Annotated in this window: 14 protein-coding genes and 1 pseudogene; 11 read left to right on the forward strand and 4 right to left on the reverse strand. The window is 69.9% G+C overall.

Translation table 11 applies throughout. The annotated features are described in order from the left end of the window. Nucleotides 1-50 precede the first annotated feature (50 nt). Nucleotides 51-1,925, forward strand: a complete 1,875-nt coding sequence (locus H4W31_RS24150; protein WP_192768728.1) for an ABC transporter ATP-binding protein — start codon at nt 51-53, stop codon at nt 1,923-1,925. Continuing rightward, nucleotides 1,922-3,706 carry an ABC transporter ATP-binding protein gene (locus H4W31_RS24155; protein ID WP_192768729.1) on the forward strand — a complete coding sequence of 595 codons (1,785 nt, stop codon included), beginning with the start codon at nt 1,922-1,924 and terminating at the stop codon, nt 3,704-3,706. Before H4W31_RS24150 ends, H4W31_RS24155 begins: the two co-directional genes overlap by 4 nt. A gap of 333 nt (nt 3,707-4,039) precedes the next feature. On the opposite strand, the gene H4W31_RS24165 is transcribed toward H4W31_RS24155, so the two are convergent. Next, the gene (locus H4W31_RS24165) at nt 4,040-4,885 is read right to left on the reverse strand and encodes an alpha/beta hydrolase (RefSeq protein WP_192768730.1); all 846 of its coding nucleotides are present in this window, start codon (nt 4,883-4,885) and stop codon (nt 4,040-4,042) included. Between the two features lie 449 nt (nt 4,886-5,334). Here H4W31_RS24165 and H4W31_RS24170 point away from each other — a divergent pair, with 449 nt between their 5' ends. Then, the gene (locus tag H4W31_RS24170) at nt 5,335-6,492 is read left to right on the forward strand and encodes an epoxide hydrolase family protein (RefSeq protein WP_192768731.1); all 1,158 of its coding nucleotides are present in this window, start codon (nt 5,335-5,337) and stop codon (nt 6,490-6,492) included. 1 nt (nt 6,493) lies between these two features. Then, nucleotides 6,494-7,432: a cyclase family protein gene (locus H4W31_RS24175; protein ID WP_192768732.1), complete on the forward strand. Its 939-nt coding sequence runs from the start codon at nt 6,494-6,496 to the stop codon at nt 7,430-7,432. A 61-nt stretch (nt 7,433-7,493) separates the two neighbouring features. Here H4W31_RS24175 and H4W31_RS24180 read toward each other — a convergent pair whose 3' ends face one another. The 3 genes from H4W31_RS24180 to H4W31_RS24190 form a co-directional block, all read right to left on the reverse strand. Then, nucleotides 7,494-8,666 carry an acyl-CoA dehydrogenase family protein gene (locus H4W31_RS24180; RefSeq protein ID WP_192768733.1) on the reverse strand — a complete coding sequence of 391 codons (1,173 nt, stop codon included), beginning with the start codon at nt 8,664-8,666 and terminating at the stop codon, nt 7,494-7,496. 177 nt (nt 8,667-8,843) lie between these two features. Next, complete coding sequence (locus H4W31_RS24185) at nt 8,844-9,584, reverse strand: VOC family protein (protein WP_192768734.1); 741 nt, start codon at nt 9,582-9,584, stop codon at nt 8,844-8,846. Between the two features lie 43 nt (nt 9,585-9,627). Beyond that, nucleotides 9,628-10,848: a glycosyltransferase gene (locus tag H4W31_RS24190; protein WP_192768735.1), complete on the reverse strand. Its 1,221-nt coding sequence runs from the start codon at nt 10,846-10,848 to the stop codon at nt 9,628-9,630. 167 nt (nt 10,849-11,015) lie between these two features. Here H4W31_RS24190 and H4W31_RS24195 point away from each other — a divergent pair, with 167 nt between their 5' ends. From H4W31_RS24195 to H4W31_RS24225, 7 genes and pseudogenes are all read left to right on the forward strand, one after another. Next, nucleotides 11,016-11,369 carry a glycosyltransferase gene (locus tag H4W31_RS24195; protein WP_192768736.1) on the forward strand — a complete coding sequence of 118 codons (354 nt, stop codon included), beginning with the start codon at nt 11,016-11,018 and terminating at the stop codon, nt 11,367-11,369. Continuing rightward, nucleotides 11,342-11,530: a hypothetical protein gene (locus H4W31_RS24200; RefSeq protein ID WP_192768737.1), complete on the forward strand. Its 189-nt coding sequence runs from the start codon at nt 11,342-11,344 to the stop codon at nt 11,528-11,530. Before H4W31_RS24195 ends, H4W31_RS24200 begins: the two co-directional genes overlap by 28 nt. 13 nt (nt 11,531-11,543) lie before the next feature. Further along, nucleotides 11,544-12,908, forward strand: a complete 1,365-nt coding sequence (locus H4W31_RS24205; protein WP_192768738.1) for an aminotransferase family protein — start codon at nt 11,544-11,546, stop codon at nt 12,906-12,908. Further along, complete coding sequence (locus H4W31_RS24210) at nt 12,908-14,500, forward strand: GMC family oxidoreductase (protein WP_192768739.1); 1,593 nt, start codon at nt 12,908-12,910, stop codon at nt 14,498-14,500. Before H4W31_RS24205 ends, H4W31_RS24210 begins: the two co-directional genes overlap by 1 nt. Nucleotides 14,501-14,514: 14 nt before the next feature. Further along, a pseudogene (locus H4W31_RS44365) lies at nt 14,515-15,522 on the forward strand (FAD-dependent oxidoreductase); the annotation flags it as partial. Nucleotides 15,523-15,894: 372 nt separating this feature from the next. Next, nucleotides 15,895-17,244 (forward strand): FAD-dependent oxidoreductase, encoded by a 1,350-nt coding sequence (locus H4W31_RS44370; RefSeq protein ID WP_404825731.1) that lies wholly within the window; start codon nt 15,895-15,897, stop codon nt 17,242-17,244. After that, on the forward strand, nt 17,241-18,392 hold the full coding sequence (locus tag H4W31_RS24225) for an epoxide hydrolase family protein (RefSeq protein WP_192768740.1): 1,152 nt from the start codon (nt 17,241-17,243) through the stop codon (nt 18,390-18,392). The genes H4W31_RS44370 and H4W31_RS24225 overlap by 4 nt, the downstream gene beginning before the upstream one ends. Nucleotides 18,393-18,844: the final 452 nt, after the last annotated feature.

Below are 18,844 nucleotides of genomic sequence, written 5' to 3' on the forward strand. Positions count from 1 at the left end.
GGCTGCCGCAGAACCCTGCTCAGCTGCACTCTCGATGCTGGAGAGTCACGATGACGCCGGAGACGCGCCGGCAGACCCTGATCCGGCTGACCCGGGACCGGCTGGAGATCGCCCGGCTGACCGGGCGCGCGGGCTCGCCGATGATCGTCGCCGCGGTGCTGGTCAATCTGGTCGTCGGGTTGTTGCCGCCGGCGTTCGTGGTGGCCTCCTCGATTCTGCTCGGCAAGGTGCCGGCCGCAGTCGTCGCGGGCCTGGGCTCGCCAGAGTGGGACGACCTCGTGATCGCCTTCCTGCTAGCCGCAGCGGCCTTCGTCGGGCAGCAGATCGTCGCGCCAGTGCAGGAGTTGTTCGGCAAGCTCGTGGCCCGGCGTATCGACGGCCTGGTCAGCGATGAGCTGATGGCCATCGCAACCAGCACCGACGGGATTGGCCCCCTGGAAGACCCGGGCCTGGTGGAGCACCTCCGGGTGGCCGCCCGGGAGCTGGAGAACTGGCTGTTCAGCCCGGGCGAGGCGTGTGCCGGCCTGGTCGCTCTGGTCGGGCGCTACACGCAGCTGGCCGGCTATGCCGTGGTGGTCGGCGTGCTGCTGTCGTGGCCCGCGGCGGCGGCGATGACCGCCGCCGTGGTGCTGCAGCGGTACGGGCAGCGCGGTGGCCTGCGGATGTTCGCCGAGGAGCGGTTCCTGCTCGACCCGCAGGAGCTCAGAAACGACTACCTGCGTGAGGTGGCCAGCGCGGCGGGTTCGGCCAAGGAGATGCGCGTCTTCGGGCTCCACCACTTCTTCGTGGACTTCTGGCGCCAGAGCTACCTCGAATGGCTGGTGCCGGTGTGGAAGGCGCGCCGGCGGATCTACCTGTGGCGGTTCCTCGGGATTACGTCTTTCAGCCTGGTCATCACCGCTGCGGTGTTGGCCTTCACCGGCCGCGTCGCGACGGATGTGACGGCCGGGCTCACCCTCACCGGGTTCGCCATGGTCATGCAGGCGGCGCTCGGCGCGCTGCGGCTGGGCGAGTACTACCCGGAGTCGGACCTGCAGACCGCCCTCGGTATGCATGCCTATCAGAAGGTCAAGAGCTTCCGCGAGGGGGTCGCCGGGTACGCCGGACAGACCGCCGGGGAGGTCGCGCCGCCCACGCCGGCGACCGGGATGATCCAGTTCGACCGGGTGAGCTTCCACTACCCGGGCGACAAGCGGATGATCTTTCAGGAGCTGGACCTCACCATCCCGATCGGTCAGTGCACGGCCCTGGTCGGCGTCAACGGCGCCGGCAAGACCACCCTGGTCAAGCTGCTTGCCCGGCTGTACGAGCCCACGTCGGGCACGATCTGGCTGGACGGGGTTGACATCCGCTCGTACGGGCTGGACGAGTGGCGTGCCCGGCTCGGTGTCACCTTCCAGGAGTTCGCCCGGTTCGAGGTGGCGGCCGCCGACAATGTCGGCTTCGGCGCGGTGGAGCACCTCGACGATCGGGCCGGGATCCGGTCCGCGATTGAGGCGGTGAACCTGCACGAACTGCTCGACAACCTGCCGCGCGGCATCCAGACCCCGTTGGCCCGGCACCTGGAGGACGGCGCCGACCTGTCCGGCGGCCAGTGGCAGCGGGTGGCGCTCGCCCGGGCCCTGTTCGGCCTGCGCCACGGCGCGTCGATCCTGGTGCTCGACGAGCCCACGGCCAGTCTGGACGTCCGTGCCGAGGCCGGATTCTTTCGGGAGTTCGCCCAGCTCACTGAAGGTGCAACGACGCTGTTGATCTCTCACCGATTCTCCACGGTGAGACAGGCGGACCGGATCGTGGTGCTCGACGGCGGCCGGGTGGCCGAGAGTGGCAGCCACGACGAGCTGATGGCCCAGGAGGGCGAGTACGCACGACTGTTCCGGTTGCAGGCCGACCGGTTCACCGGCCAGACGGCGAGGACGGCATGAGGACGACGGTGAGCGGAGCCTGGCGATTGCTGGTGATCGCCTGGCGGGCGAATCGCCGCAAGACCGTCGCGGCGACGGTTCTGATGGTGGCCGGCACCGTGGGCAACCCGCTGCTGGCGCTGGTGATGGGCGTGATGACCGACGCTGTCGTCTCCGGGCAGGTCGGCGCGGCTGTCTGGTACGGCGTCGCGGCCGCGGTCCTGACCATCGTGAGCCTGACCTTCGCGCACTTCTCGCAGATCTTCTACACAGAGCTGGCCGAGCTGGCCGAGATCCCCGTGGTGCGGGATCTGATCCTGCTCAGCAACGGCTCCGATGGGATCGAACACCAGGAGCGAGCCGAGTATGCCGACGAGCTGACCGTGCTGCAGCGGGAGAGCCGCGGGCTGATCGGCGCGCTGGAGTCGATGTTCGGGGTGCTGGGCCTGAGCCTGGCCGCGGTGTTCACCGCCATCCTGCTGGCTGGCCTGAACCCGGTTCTGCTTCTCCTGCCGCTCGCGGCGGTGCCGCCGCTGATCTGCGGACGCTGGGCCGAGTCGCGGATCGACCGAGCCAAGACCGACACCGCCGAGCCGACCCGGGCCGCCCTCAACCTGTTCCGGCTGTCCACCTCGGCCCGGTTCGCCGGTGAGCTGCGGGTCTTCCAGCTCAGCGACGAGCTGCGCCGGCGGCACATGCGGGAATGGCAGCGGGCGAGCCGGGGCCTGGTCCGGTCATACGGGATGGCCGCCGCCGTCCGGACCCTCGGACAGGTGATCTTCGGCCTGGCCTACGTCGGCGCGGTCCTGCTGGTCGTACGGGAGGCCATCACCGGCCGCCGCACCATCGGCGACGTGGTCCTAGTCATCGTCCTCGCCACGCAGGTTAACCAGCAGGTCACCGCGGCGGTCACGCTCCTGGCCACCCTGCAGCGGATGGGCAGCATGCTGCGCCGCCTGGACTTCGTGCGGGAGCTGGTCAAGGTCGACTACCCAGTGCCGGTCGACCAAGAGCCACCGGCCCGGCTGACCAGCGGGATCGAGCTGCAGGACGTGGACTTCACCTATCCCGGCACCGGTGATCCGGTGCTGAGCGACGTGTCGCTGAGCCTGCCGGCCGGGTCCAGCGTGGCCATCGTCGGCGAGAACGGCGCTGGCAAGACCACCCTGGTCAAGCTGCTCTGCGGCCTGTACAGGCCGACCACGGGACAGATCCTGGTAGACGGCACCGACCTGCGCCGAATCCCGGCCGAGTCGTGGCGCAGGCATCTGTCGGCGGGCTTCCAGGACTTCGTCCGTTTCGAGCTGCGCGCTGGCGAGGTGGTCGGTCTCGGCGACGTGAGCCGGATGGGGGACGACGGCGCGATCCTCGGCGCGCTGAGCCGGGCACAGGGCGGCGACGTCCTGGCCAGGCTGGAACACGGCCTGGACACCCAGCTCGGCACGAGCTACACCGAGGGCACCGAGCTCTCGGGTGGACAGTGGCAGAAGCTCGCGCTAGGCCGGGCCCTCATGCGCGAGGCGCCGTTGTTGCTGGTGCTCGACGAGCCGACGTCGGCGCTGGATCCGCAGGCCGAGCACCGGTTGTTCGAGTCGTACGCCCAGCAGGCTTCGCAGTTGCGGTCGAGCACCGGCGCGATCACCCTGTTCGTATCGCACCGCTTCTCGACGGTGCGCATGGCGGACCTGATCATCGTATTGCGCGATGGCCGGGTGGTCGAGAGCGGCAGCCATGACGAACTGATGCGACGCGGCGGGCTCTACGCCGACCTGTTCAGCCTCCAGGCCGAGGCTTACCGCTAGGTTCTGTCTCGCGGATTATGAAGGTCGCTCGTTAGACCCGTTGTGGCGCGAGGCGATCTGACGAATCACGAGTGGGCTGTGCTGGCACCGTTGCTGCCGGCACAGCCCGTTCGCGGTAGCGAACTGATACCGCTGCTGGACCAGATCCGCGTACCCCGACCAGGCGGTACCGGCCGGCCACGTAAACGGCCCGACTTACTCACCGGCGACAAGGCGTACTCCTCACGCGCCAACCGGACCGCTCTGCGGGACAAGGGCATCACCACGGTGTCGATGGTCCTGTATGGACCTCAACTCGACAAAGATGTTGGTCCCTTCAGGTTGGCCGGAGGGTCACGCCTGGACCAGTGATGAGAGCAGGGCCGCAGCCTCGCCTGGGCGGACCAGTACACCGGCGTGGCTGATATCGAGCGACCGGACGTCGAACCGGTTGCCGGGGGTCAGCGCGTCAGCCTCGGCGATGAACCGGTCCTGGAGCGCGACCGGAATCGATCGGTCGGCGGTGAGCCGCACGTATGTGCGCGGGATCCGGCCCCAGGTCTTGGCGTTGACCCGCTCCTCGCCGGCGTCCAGACTCTCGTCCGGCTCCAGGGTGTTCAGATATCCGTGGAACTCGTCGTCGGTGCCGTCGGCCAGCATCGCCTCCCGAAGCGTTGCGAGCAGTTCGGCGTCGGCGGTACGCCAGTTGAAGCGCAACGCGCCGAGTTCCGCCGGATTCGCGGCGATCAGGCCACCGATGCCGGACAACGCAGACGACGCGTTCTCCGCCGAGGTCTGATATCCGGCCGGGGTGTCGTCGACACAGCACCACGCCGAGATATAGACCAACCGGTCCACCAGTTCCGGCGCGGCGTTGCCGACCCCGGTCAGGGTGACCCCACCTCGGCTGTGCCCGACCAGGATCACCGGCCCGTGCTCGCGTACCCGCTTCACCACGTCCAGGACGTGGGCCACGTTGTCCGCGTGCCCGATGCCGGCGATCGCGCTCGGCGCGGTCGCAAGGCCAGCGAGATCCTGCGGCGCCTGATATGCCGCCGGAAACGTTGCGCCGAACCCATGTCCGGGCAGGTCGACGGCGAGCGAACGATGCCCGCGCAGGGCCAACTCCCGCTGCATGGGTGCCCAGGTGAACGAGTTACTGGCGGCACCGTGGACGAAAACGAAGGTCGGAGCAGTCATGCAGAAATGGTGCCATCGTCGCCACCGCTCCCCGCTGCACGAGCGATCAAGATCACGATTTGCGAGCGGGCCGCGCCGGGCAGCATCGGTGCCGGCACGGCCGACTCGTGACTCGTCGGATCGCTTCGCGTACCGCGTCCGACGAACGATGTTGATGATCCGTGAGACAGAACCTAGGCGGGGCGACCGCAGCTCCAGCACGCCGTACCGGGTGACGGGGTGCCCGCCACTGCCGCGTCCCCGGGCGGTAGGACCAGCGACTCGTCGACGCAGACCAGCATGAGATATTTCATCGGCCCCTCGTGAAGGACGCACCTCCCACCGTACGACGACCGGCGAGCTCGCGGATGGACAGCGACGGCGAGTTCGGGTCACGCCGGATGCGGGCGCCGGCGGCAACGGCAAGGGAGGAGATGCGCCCAGCCGGGCGTCGCGCCGATCATTGCTGCATGCAGCCGTTTCGTGTCGAGATATCCGAGTCGCACGTTAACGATCTCAGTCGCCGCCTAGCTGACGTCCGCTTGCCGGAGAAGCTACCGGATGTCGGTTGGGAGCGCGGCGTGCCGACGAGTTACCTCAAGGACCTGGTCGAGTCGTGGCGCACCGAGTTCGACTGGCGCGCCGTCGAGGCTCGCCTGAACGAGCACCCCCAGTTCACCGTGGACTTCGACGACACGACCATCTACTTCATGCATGTGCGGTCGCCCGAGCCGGACGCCATGCCGATGATCATGACCCACGGCTGGCCCGGCTCGGTCGTGGAGTTCCTCGACGTCATCGGGCCGCTGACCGATCCGCGGGCACACGGCGGCGACCCGGCCGACGCATTCCATCTGGTGATCCCGTCGCTGCCGGGGTTCGGCTTCTCCGGGCCCAACCCGAACACCGGCTGGAACAACCTGCGCACGGCCCAGGCGTGGGCGGGGTTGATGCGCCAGCTCGGATACGACCGCTACCTGGTCCAGGCCGCCGACTTCGGCACCGGTGTTTCGCTGACGCTCGCCGGCATCGACGAGGAGCATGTGGCCGGGGTGCACCTCAACACGCTGCCTACCCCGCCCAGTGGTGACCCGGGCGAGCTCGACAACCTCGACGACGAGGACCAGGCGCGGCTGGCGCGGTCGGCCCGGTTCGTCCGGGAGCTCGCGGGATCGATGAAACTGCAGGCCACCCGGCCACACACGGTGGCGTACGCGCTGACCGACTCGCCGGTTGGGCAACTCGCCTGGATCGTCGAGAAGTACAAGGACTGGACGGACTCGGCGAGCGTTCCCGAGGACGCGGTGGACCGCGACCGCATCCTCGCCATCGCGAGCGTTTACTGGTTCACCGGCACGGCCGGCTCCTCGGCCCAGTTCTACTACGAGATCGCCGAGAACCTGCCGATCAACGTGTCCACCGGCCGGTACCCGGCGATCAAGGCGCCGCTCGGCGTGGCAGTGTTCCCGCACGCGCCGTTCGTGCCGATCCGGCGCTTCGCCGACCGGGACTTCCCGTCGATCGTGCACTGGAGCGAGTTCGACCGGGGCGGCAACTTCGCGGCCCTGGAGGAGCCGGACCTGTTCGTCGAGGACGTCCGGACGTTCCGCCGGCTGATCAAGGAATGACATGACCCAGCAGCCGACCACGATCGAGGACTTCCGGGCGCTCGGCGCGCGGCTGAGCAACTGGGGCCGCTGGGGACCCGACGACCAGCGCGGCACCACGAATTTGATCACACCGGAGCGGCTGGTGGCAGCGGCCGGGCTGGTCCGGCGGGGCCGGGTTTTCGACCTCGGCATCCCGCTCGACGAGAATGGGCCGCAGCCGGGTGGTGGGCGGATCAACCCCGTACACCTGATGTCGGAGACCGGCGCCGAGCAGGTGTTCCCGGGCGGGTTCCGGTTCGCCGACGACTACATTTTCATGGCGCTGCAGGGCTCGTCGCAGTGGGACGCGCTGTCGCACGTGTACTACGACGACCGGATGTACAACGGCTTCCCGGCCGGCGGCGTGACCGTCAGAGGGGCCGCGCATTGCGCGATCGACCAGCAGAGCGCGGGGATCGCCGGTCGTGGGGTGCTGCTGGACATCGCGGCGCTCAAGGGCGTCGACTGGCTGGAGGCCGGCACTGTCATCACCCCGGAGGACCTCGACGAGGCGGCCAAGCGGCAGGGCGGCGTCGAGGTCGGCCCGGGTGACATCCTGCTGTTCCGCACCGGCTGGCGCCGCAAGTTCCTGCGCGACGGCGACCGGACCGCGTTCATGGCTGGCGAGCCCGGCCTCGGCCAGGCGTGCTGCGCTTGGCTGCGCGACCGGGACGTCGCCGCGGTCTGCTCGGACAACTGGGCCATCGAGGTGCTTCCGGGTGAGACCCCGGACGCGCTGTTGACCGTCCACATGGTTCTCATCCGCGACATGGGCATGACGCTCGGGGAGATCCTGGACTTCGAGGAACTCGCGGCCGACTGCGAGAGCGACGGTGTCTGGGAGTTCTTCTTCGTGGCGCCCCCGCTGAAGGTGAGCCGGGCGGTGGCGTCGCCGATCAACCCGCTCGCCATCAAGTAACCCGGATCCATATAACTCGGGCTCCCTGGCCGCCGGACAGGGAGCCCGAGTTGTATGCCGCCTACAGGTACAGCGTGTCCGGCGCAAGGCCGCTCAGCACGCGGCCGTACAGCTCGAGGTTGGTCTCAGGCTGCATTAGGGCGTGCATGTTCATCGCCTCGATGTCGCGGGCGATGCGCTGGATCGGCACGCTGGTGTAGATGGAGGAGCCGCCGCTGGCCCGGCGCAGGAGGTCCACGGACTCCTGGGCCAGGCGGCAGGCACGTCCCATGTCGGCCCGGGCCCGGGCACGGTCCTCGATCGTCCAGGCATCCGCGGCGGCGTCCTTGGCGTCCAGTTGCCCGGCGAGCCGCTGCGCGTGGAACTCGGCCTCGTCAGCGAGCAGGACGGCCTCGGCGAGCTTGAGGTGGGTCACCGGGGCGGCCGCCTGCGAGGTGTACGAGGTGTACGTGATGCCCCGCTGCGACATCCGCTGCCGGAACTGGTCGGTGGCGGCCCGGGCCATGCCGACTGCGAGGCCGGATACGGAGGCGGCCGCAGCCGCCACGAGCGGAGCGCCGTAGATGCCGGTGCGGCCCGAGTCGTATCCCTCGGACAGCGCGGACACCAGCGGCATGACCCTCGCGGCCGGGACGAACACGTTGTCCGCCACCGTCGTGACGCTGCCCGACCCGCGCAGGCCCGAGGTGTGCCAGTCGTCGATGACCACCAGGTCCGAGAGCGGGGCGAGGGCCATCACCGGCCACGGGTCGCCACCCGGGCCTGGGGCCATGGCCACCAGGACTTGCCACTGGCTGTGCGGCGCGCCGCTGACGAAGCCCCACTTCCCGTTCATGACGTAACCGCCGTCGGTCGGCGTGGCCGTCGCCGACGGGCTCAGGGTGCCGCACGTGCGCAGGTCCGCGCTGGCGAGGACCTCGTCGCGCACCTCCGGTGGGAACAGTGAGGCCATCCACGAGGTGATCCAGCCGACCGACACGGTCCAGGCCGCGGAGGCGTCGGCCCGCGCCAGCTCGGTGGCCACCGCGACCATGGTGGCTGCGTCACTCTCGTAGCCGCCGTTGGCCACGGGCACCCGCAGCCGGAAAAGCCCGGCCTCGGTCAGCGCCTCGATCACCGTGTCGTGGACCCGGCGGTTCTCCTCGTTCCAGTCGGCGTACTCGGTCAGCACGGGCGCCAGTTTCGACGCCCGGTGAACCAGTTCGATGTGCGTCGGTAACGCGATGGCCTCCACTGCGTCCTCCTCGGGGCTTCGGTCCAGGGACGTCGCGGGCGAGTCCCTTCGGACAATGCGCCGTCCGGAAACGCAAACCGGCCGGTACCCGAATTGTCGGGCCGGCCGGAGCGGTGCTTCATCTTCGTCCGTGCGGCTCAGCCGCACTGTGCCGCGTCACTCACCCACGGGCGGGTGTCACTCCTTGATGACCGACATGATGTTGCCGGCCGGGTCGCGGAACCAGGCGATCAGCGGACCGCCCTTGCGGAACACGCCGTCGTCGTCGACGCCGTCGAATTTCTCCATCTCCACGCCGCGCTCGCGCAGCCACGCCACCGCCGCGTCGATGTCATCGACCGGGAAGTTGAGCATCGTGTAGGTGGCCGCCTGGTGGTCCGGCTTGGGGTATACCAGGATCTCCCGGTTGCCGCCCACATGCAGGTGCAGCATGCCGTACTCCTCGGTCACCGGGATCCCGAGCGTGTCGCGGTAGAACTCCTGCGCGCGGGGGATGTCGTCCACCGAGAACCCGTTGAACGCCACCGAACCCGCGAGCATCCCGGAGCCACCGCGGGCGGCGGCGAGGTACTCCGCGTTGAGCTCGATGATCTGCACGTAGTTGCCGTCCGGGTCCAGCAGCGTGCCGAACAGGCCGTCCTTGCGCTCCTCCAGCGGCGCGACCCAGGTCACGCCCATGCCGTCGAGGTGTGCGGCCACCCCGCGGGCATCCGTGACCTCGAAATTGAGGATGACCCGCCCGGGTTCTACCGTCGTCGCGGCGACGTCGTCGCGACTGTCCACGAGCACGTCGAACCCGTCGAAGTCGAGAAAGCCGGACGGTTGCTGCAGCGGGTCGAACGCGTCGATGTACCAGGTGCGCAGCCGTTCCGGATCGGCCGAACCGAGCAGAATGCTGCCGAGTCGTGGCGTTGGCATTTAAGATCCTCCATGTGCCGATAGATGACCTCTAATCTTCAGCCTATCGAGAAATGGCGGCCGTCTTTTGCATCAACGCGGGCGTGAGTTGTACCGATCCGCCGACTCGGGCGGCCTCCGCCAGGATCTCGGCCGACCAGCGCGGCCAGAGTCCGGCCAGGCGCGACGTCAGGACCACGACATCCACGGCGTGGTCGGGCAGCGGGGTGCGGATGCCGATGGCGTGGTACGTGGCACCGAGCTCGACCACCGCGTCGGCGTCGAAGTCCAGGGTCACCGCGCCGGCCAGTTCCGCCGGCAGGCGGCGGCCCGCGCCGAACACCGCGAGTCGGCCGGGTGGCAGCTGCGGCAGCAGATCGGCCACCTCCGCCGCCACGTCGACTGACCGGACCTGATCGATACAGCCGATCAGGAACCGGTAGTTCTCGTCGACGTCCAGCAGGTCATCGTCATTGTTCAGCAGGTTCCAGGCCAGCTCGGTCGCCGGCTCCGGGAACCTGGCCATCATCCGGCGCATGTTCACCATGACGTCGGCCAGGGCGTCGGCCAGAGGGGCCCGCTCGTGCGGTGCGTGCACCGCCCAGGCGGTGCGGCTGAGCCGGAATTCGAGGCCGGCCTTGAACAATCGGAACCCCAGTTCCAGGTCGTCCAGACCCCAGCGGACTATGCCCTCGTCGAAGCCGTCCACCCGCCAGTAGTCGTCGGCGGATATGGAGAAGTTAAGCCCCCAGAGCAGGGCCCACGGTGCGACCATCCGGCCGAGGTCGAAGTCGGTCTTGACGAACGCCGCGTGCCGGGCATCGAAGAAGGGCTCCGAGTCGTGGAACCGAGCGACGACCTCCTCCGGCAGCGACTCGGCCAGTGCCTCGGCCAGACCGGGGGGAGGTGCCTTTTCGAAGTCGTAGCCCCAGGTGTAGCCCGCCACGACCAGCCGTTCGCCTTCGGCGTGGGCCGCGACGTGCTCGTGCAAGAAGTCCGGCCCGACGTATACCCCGCTGTCGAGGAAGACCAGCAGCGGCGCGGCGGCCAGCCGGGCGCCGGCGTTGCGGACCAGGCACACCCGGTTGCCCTCGTCCGGCTGGAAGTGGTACTTGATCCGCAGCTGCTGTGACGCCTCTTCGACCACCGCGCGGCTGCCGTCGGACGAACCGTCGTCAGCGACGACGACCTCGAATTCGTCGGCCGGCATCCGCTGCCGGGCGAGGTTGCGCAGCGTCTCACGCAACATGTCCCGCCGGTTGTAGGTCGGGATGACCACCGTCACCCGCGGAACTGGGCCTGCTGTCCTGGTAGTGATCACCTTGCCAGTCTGCGGGCGGCGATCTCCGTACTCATCTCCCAGAGTGCCCTCCGCGTCGCATTCACGAAGGTGCGCCCGTGACGGCGGCCGAGTGACGCTGCATGGTGTCGCCAAGGCCTGGAGGAGACACCGTGAGCGCGTCACGCGGTTCCGTGATCGTCACGACATACAACCGGGCCGAGCTGCTCGGATACACCCTCGCCTCGGTGACCAGGCAGACCCTGCCGGTCGACCGCTTCGAGGTCCTGATGTGCGACGACGGGTCCACCGACGACACGGCCGCCGTCGTCGACCGGTTCCAGGACCGGCTGGACATCACCCGGCTCTTCCACGAACACGATGGCTTCGGCGCGAGCCGCTCCCGCAACGAGTTCTACCTGCGGTACCACGACGACTTCGCCGACCTGCCCGCGCGCTGGGTGATGCTCTGGACGGCCACTTCGAGGCCGGCCTGGAGATGTCGCGGACCAACCACCGGCTGTTGATCCCGAAGTACGACTCGCCGGTCGTCCCGTTGCTCATGGCGCTGCCGACGATCAACCCCTTCAACATCAACGACGTCATCGAGGCGCTCGGTCTGGACACGACACCCGGACGCGCCTGGTCCGCGCGTGCGGACCTGCTGCACATCGGCTCATTTCGGTAAGGGGAGAGGATTCATGTCTGTCGTCAACGAGATGCCGCGTACGGTGCGGACCGCGGAGGAACTCGCCGAAATCGACCGGCGGGTGCTGGTGCACCCGCACCACCACGGCAGCCGGCAGGAGCGCATCACCATCGTCCGCGGTGACGGTTGCTCGGTGTGGGACGCGAAGGGTGTGGAGCTGCTCGACGTCATGGGCGCCGGCAACTGGGTCGCGCAGGTCGGGCACGGCCGCCGCGAACTGGCCGACGCGGCGGCGCGCCAGATGAGCACGCTGGAGTACTACACCAGCTTCGACATCTTCGCCAACGACCAGTCCATCACGCTCGCGCAGCGGCTGGTCGACCTGGCGCCCGACGGCCTGGACCGGGTGTTCTTCACCAACGGCGGGTCCGAGAGCGTGGAGACCGCCTTCAAGTTCGCACGGCTCTACCACCACCACCGCGGCGAGCCCGACCGCACCTGGTTCATCTCGCGGAACCTCGCCTACCACGGCTGCACCTTCGCCAGCGGCACCGCCACCGGGTTCCCCGGCATCCACGAGGGCATCGGGCCGGAATTCCCGAACGTGGCCCGGGTCTCGACCCCGCACCCCTACCGGGCGCCGGACCTGTGTCCCGGCCGGGATCTCACCGACTTCCTCATCGAGGAGTTGACCGCCACCATCGAACGGATCGGCCCGGGCAACGTGGCGGCGATGATCGGCGAGCCGGTGATGGGCGGCGCGGGGATTCTCATACCGCCCGCCGACTACTGGCCGCGCGTCCGTGAGCTGCTGTCGCGCCACGGGATCCTGCTCATCGCCGACGAGGTGGTCACCGGCTTTGGCCGGACCGGCGCCTGGTACGACTCGGCCGACCGCGGGATGCGAGCCGACGTGGTGGTCGTGGCGAAGGGCCTCACCAGCGGCTACGCCCCGCTGGGCGCGGTCCTGGTGAGCGACGCGATTGCCGAGACCATCGCGGGCCGCGACACATACCTGTTCCACGGACACACCTACTCCGGCCACGCCACCGCGTGCGCGGTCGCGCACGCCAACCTCGACCTGCTCGAGCAGGAGGGGCTCGTGGAGCGGTCCCGCACGATCGGCACGTGGCTCAGCGAGGCCCTGGCGCTGCTGGCCGACCTGCCGATCGTCGGCGAGGTGCGGGTGGCCGGCGCCACCGTCGGTGTGGAGCTGGTGGCCGACCGGGAGACCCGGGAGCCGCTGATGGCCGACTGGGTGACCGTCGCCCTGCGCAACGACCACCGGGTGGCGGCGCGGGAGTACGGCAACACCCTGGTCATGGCCCCGCCGCTGGTGATCTCCCGGCCCGAGATCGACCGCGCCGCGCAGGCGCTGGCCGACGTGCTGCGCCGCCGGCCGGCCGGCCGCTCGTGATGGAGTCCTATGACTACGTCGTCGTCGGCGCCGGCACCGCGGGTTGCGTGCTCGCGGCGCGGCTGAGCGAGGACCCCGACGTGACGGTGTGCCTGCTCGAGGCCGGGCCCGGCGACGACTCGGACAACATCCGCGTCCCGGCGGCCGGCGGAAAACTGCTGCGCTCGCAGTACGACTGGGACTACAACAGCAACGAGGAGCCGCAGCTGGGCGGGCGCCGGCTCTACCTGCCGCGCGGGCGGGTCCTCGGCGGCACCAGCGCGCTGAACGGCATGGTGCACATCCGCGGCAACGCCCGCGACTTCGACGAGTGGCACCAGCCCGGCTGGACGTACGAGACGATGCTGCCTTACTTCGTCCGTAGCGAGGACAACGAGCGCGGCGCCTCGGCGTACCACGGGAGCGGCGGCCCGCTGCCGGTCGCCGAGGGGCGGTCGCGCAACCCGATGGCGGCGGCCTTCGTGCGTGCCGCGGTAGAGGCCGGGTTCCCGAGCAACGACGACTTCAACGGTCCCAGCCAGGACGGCTTCGGCCTTTATCAGGTGAACCAGCGCAACGGGCGGCGGTGCAGCGCCGCGGCGGCATACCTGCACCCGGCGGCCACCCGGCCCAACCTGACCGTGCGCACCCGCGCCCACGCGCACCGGGTCCTCGTCGAGGGTGGCCGGGCGTGCGGGGTCCGGGTACAGCGGTTCGACGAGGTCGTCGACATCCGGGCGCGGCGTGAGGTCATCGTGGCCGCCGGGGCGTACAACTCGCCGCAGCTGCTGATGCTCTCCGGGGTCGGCCCGGCCGACCGTATCGCGGCGCTGGACCTGCCGGTCGTTGCTGACCTGCCCGAGGTCGGCCGCAACCTGCAGGACCATCCCGCCACCTATCTGGTCTTCACCCACGACGAGCCGGTCAGCCTGCTGTCCGCCGGTGAGGAACGGCACGTGCGCCAGTTCGAGGCGGACGGCAGCGGGCCGCTGTCGTCCAACGTGCCGGAGGCTGGTGGCTTCGTCCGCACCCGTGACGGCCTCGACGCCCCCGACGTGCAGTACCACGTGTTGCCGGTGGCGTTCGTCGAGTGCGCCCTCGGCGAGTCCACCGAGCACGGCATCTCGTTCGGCCCGTGCGTGCTGCGGCCGGCCAGCCGCGGCGAGGTTACCCTCGCCTCCGACGACCCGACCGCCAAGCCACGCATCCGGCACCGGTACTACGAGCAGGCGTCGGACTTGCGGACGATGACGGCCGGGCTGCGCATCGCCCTGGAGCTCGCCCGGCAGCCGGCGCTTCGGCCGTACACGGTGCGCCCGTTCGCGATGCCGGCCTCCACCACCGAGGCCGACCTGCACGCCTTCCTGCGGGCACACACCCAATCGATCTTCCACCCGGCCGGCACCTGCGCGATCGGGACCGTGGTGGACGAGGACCTGAGGGTGTACGGCGTGGACGGCCTGCGCGTGGTGGACGCATCCGTGATGCCGCTCGTGCCCCGGGGCAACACCAACGCTCCGACAGTCGCGATCGCCGAGCGGGCGGCCGACCTGATCTGTGGCCGCACCGACGCGACCCGGGCCCGCACCAGCTTGATGGAGGCACACCGATGAGTGAGAACCTCGGCATGCGGGCGGTCGTGCTCGGTGCTGGAATAGCGGGCCTCGTGACGGCCCGGGTGCTGGCCGACCGGTACGCCCAGGTCGCGGTCGTCGAACGCAACACCGTGGTCGGCGTGACCGACCCGCGTCCCGGTGTTCCGCAGGGCCACCACGCGCACGCGCTGCTGGCCCGCGGACACGAGGCGATGGAGCAGCTCTTCCCCGGTATGCAGGCCGACCTGACTGCGGACGGCGTGCTCAGCGGAGACCTGTCCGGGGAGTTGCGCTGGTACTTCCGCGGTCGCGCGCTGCAGCAGGGGCACTCGGGCCTGATCAGCGTCTCGGCGAACCGGCCGACGCTGGAGGCGTATGTGCGCCGGCGGGTGGTCGAACTGCCCAATGTGGTGATGCGCGAGCGCACCGTGGTGCAGGCCCTGGTGACGACCAGCGACCGCGCCCGGGTCAACGGGGTGCGGGTCGTGGGCGACGACCCGGAGGCGACACCCGAGACGATCGAGGCCGACCTGGTGGTCGACGCGACGGGACGCGGCAGCCGCACCCCGGCCTGGCTGGAACAGCTCGGCTACGAACGGCCCGCGGAGGACAAGGTCCGCATCGACCTGGCGTACGTGTCGCAGTACTTCCGGTTGCGCAGCGACCCGTTTGGCGACGACCTGGCGATCAACTCCGTGCCGCACCCGGGCAACCTGCGCGGCGCCTTCTTTGGCAAGTTCCCCGACGGCGTGGCCCTGCTGTCACTGACCGGCATCCTCGGCGACCACCCACCGCGCGACCGCGAGGGTTTCCTTGAGTTCGCCCGCTCGCTGGACGCGCCGGAGATCTACGAGGCGGTCCGCACCGCGGAGCCGCTCACCGAGCCTGCGATGTTCCGGGTGCCGGCCAGCGTTCGGCGCCGGTACGAGAAGCTGACCCGCTTCCCCGACGGCCTGCTGGTCGTTGGCGACGGGGTGTGCGCCTTCAACCCGGTCTACGGGCAGGGCATGACGGTGGCCGCGATGGAGGCGACCGCGCTAGCCGAGCACCTGCGCCGCGGCGCCGTACGCCCGCGGGAGTTCTTCCAGGCCGTGGGGCGCATCGTCGACGGGCCCTGGGAGACCTCCGTCGGTGGCGACCTGGCCCTGCCCGGGGTCGAGGGGAAGCGGACGGCCAAGGACAAGATGGGCAGCAAGTACATCGCCCGGCTGCACACCGCGGCGCAGCGCGACGGCGCGCTCACCGCCGCGTTCTTCCGGGTGGCCGGCCTGGTCGACCCGCCGACCGCGCTGATGAAGCCCGGCCTGATAGCCCGCGTGATGCGCACCGCCCGCAAGGTCGACGCCGAGGCTGTCCCGGCCACGCGGCCCGATGCCACCGTCGGTCGGCGCGCCGTCGTCGTGGGCGGCAGCATGGCGGGAACCCTCGCGGCGCGGGTGCTGTCCGACCATTACAAAGAGGTGGTCGTCGTCGACCGCGACGAGGTGCTCGGCGTCGACGTTCCCCGGCGCGGAACGCCGCACACCGCGCACGCGCACGGACTGCACGCGCGTGGTTACCTGATCCTGACCGAGCTCTTCCCAGGCCTGCGGTCGGACCTGCAGAGCCGCGGCGTGCCGGTGGGCGACCTGGGGCAGATGCGCTGGTACTTCGACGGCCGGCGGTTGCAGTCGGCGCGCACCGGCCTGCTGTCCGTGACCGCGCAACGGCCGATCCTGGAGGACTACCTGCGGTCCCGGGTCGCGGCGCTGCCCAACGTGACGTACCGGCAGGGCACCGAGCTGACCGGCCTGCGGGCCACCGCCGACAACCGGCGCGTCACCGCGGTGGCGCTGCGCGACGTGGTGACCGGGACGGAAAGCGCACTCGATGCGGACCTCGTTATCGACGCCACCGGGCGCGGCTCCCGCCTGCCGGCGTGGCTGGATCAGCTGGGGTACCAGCGGCCGGACGAGGAGCGCATGAAGATCGGCTTGGCGTACACCACCCGGCTGTACCGCAAGCGGCCGGAGATGTTCGACGGCACCCAGTCCATCAACCCGGTCGCGTCGCCGGCGCACCCGCGCGGCGCGTTCTTCGGGCAGGTCGGCGACGACGAGTGCATCGTGTCGCTGACCGGGATTCTGGGCGATCACCCGCCGACGGACCCCGACGGCTTCCTGGACTTCGCCCGGTCGCTACCGGTGCCGGACGTGTACGACGGGCTGCGCGACGCCGAGCCGCTGACCGAGCCCGTGACGTTCACCTTCCCGGCGAGCCTGCGCCGCCGGTACGAGCGGCTGTCCCGCTTCCCGGAGCGCCTACTCGTGCTCGGCGACGCGGTCTGCAGCTTCAACCCGGTCTACGGCCAGGGCATGACGGTCGCCGCCATCGAGGCCATGACGCTGCGCAAGTGGCTGCTCCGCGGCGCGCCGCCCGAGCCGCGCGGGTTCCTGCGCGACATCGCCCGCGTCGTGGACGTGCCGTGGCAAATCTCCACCAGCGGCGACCTCGACTTCCCGGGCGTGCCGGGCAAGCGGCCGGCGATGGTGCGGTTCGGCAACGCGTACATGGCCCGGGTGCAGTACGCGGCGACCAAGGACCCGTCGATCACCGCGTCGTTCATGCGGGTGGCCGGACTGATCGACCCACCGACCGCGCTGATGCGCCCCGGCATTGTCCGGCGCGTGCTGCGGCTCTCGCGCGACCGCACGGCCGCGCCAGCCGCTAGACCCGTCACCGCATCCGACCGCATCGAGAAGGTAGAGGGGGCCGTACCGTGAGACCGTTCCGAATCGAGATCCCGCAGGCCGACATCGACGATCTGAACCGCCGGCTGGACGACGTCCGGTGGCCCGCGCCGTTGGGCGACGACGACTGGAGCCGCGGTGTGCCGGTCGGGTACCTGCGCGAGCTCGCCGGATACTGGCGCACCCAGTACGACTGGCGGGCCGCCGAGGTCGAGCTGAACCGGTACCCGCAGTTCATCGCCGAGATCGACGGTGCCACGGTGCACTTCCTGCACGTGCGCTCCCCGGAGCCGGACGCGGTGCCGATGCTCGTCACCCACGGTTGGCCGGGTTCCGTGGCCGAGTTCCTCGACGTGATCGGTCCGCTGACCGACCCTGCCGCGCACGGCGGCGACCGGGCCGACGCGTTCCACCTCGTCATTGCCAGTCCGCCCGGGTTCGGCTTCTCCGGCCCGGCCCGCCCGGGGTGGCACGCGGGCACCATCGCGCCGGTCTGGGCCGAGCTGATGAATCAGCTGGGCTACGACCGGTATGTGGTCCAGGGCGGCGACGCCGGCTCGGTCATCTCGCAGCAGGTCGCCGCCGTGGCACCAGATCATGTCATCGGGTTGCACGTCAACATGCTGATGACCTTTCCGTCCGGCGACCCGGAGGAACTGGCCGGGCTCAGCGAGGTCGACCAGGCGCGTCTCGCACTCATGGGCCGCTTCGACGCGGAGCTGTCCGGATACATGAAGCTGCAGTCGACCCGGCCGCAGACCTTGGCGTACGCGTTGACGGACTCGCCCGTGGGCCAGCTGGCCTGGATCGTGGAGCGGTTCCGGGAGTGGGCCGACGCGGCAAAGGTGCCCGAGGACGCGGTGTCGAGGGACCGGTTGCTGACCATCGTGACCATCTACTGGTTCACCGCCACCGCCGGCACGTCGGCCGCGCTCTACTACGAGGGCGCGGAGGGCATGCGCGCGATGGCCTCCGGCTGGCGGCCGGAACCGGTACGGGTCCCGGCCGGCGTCACGGTGTACCCGCACGATCCCTTCCAGCCGTTGCGCGGGCTGGCGCACCACTACCTGGCCGACATCGTGCGGTGGAGCGAGCCCGACCGGGGTGGCCACTTCGCCGCGATGGAGGAGCCGGACCTGTTCGTCGACGACGTGCGAGCCTTCGGTCGTACCGTGCGGTGACGGCAGGACGGGCGGTGTACCGTGCCAATATTCGCGCATGCGCGGTGACCTGCTCTTTTGCTGCTCGGGTCAGAGTGCGCGGTGGTGGTGTGGGTGGTCGCTGACGTGATGTGGGGGAGCAGGTTGGGAGCAGTAGCCTGCTCCCGACGGCGCTGAACCGCGCTCAACGGCCTGATCTGTGGGTATCGTCTCTGGTCAGTCGGCGGCCAGAAGGCCAGCGGCCTGGTTGCGTAGGAAGGTCCGCCAGATGGTGTCCTGCTGGTGCGGCGGCGGGCCGACACGTCGGCGGGCCAGGATTCGTCGGATTGTGCCGGCCCCGATGTGCTCGTATCCGGCGGGGCAGTAGGCGGGCGAGGCACTCAGGACGCTGGCACGATCGCTCCATACGCCAACACTGCCCCGGGCACGCAACCGGACGCAACAGAGCCCCCGGACCTTCCCCATTGCTGTCG

The organism is Plantactinospora soyae (genome assembly GCF_014874095.1).
Taxonomy (GTDB): Bacteria; Actinomycetota; Actinomycetes; order Mycobacteriales; family Micromonosporaceae; genus Plantactinospora; species Plantactinospora soyae.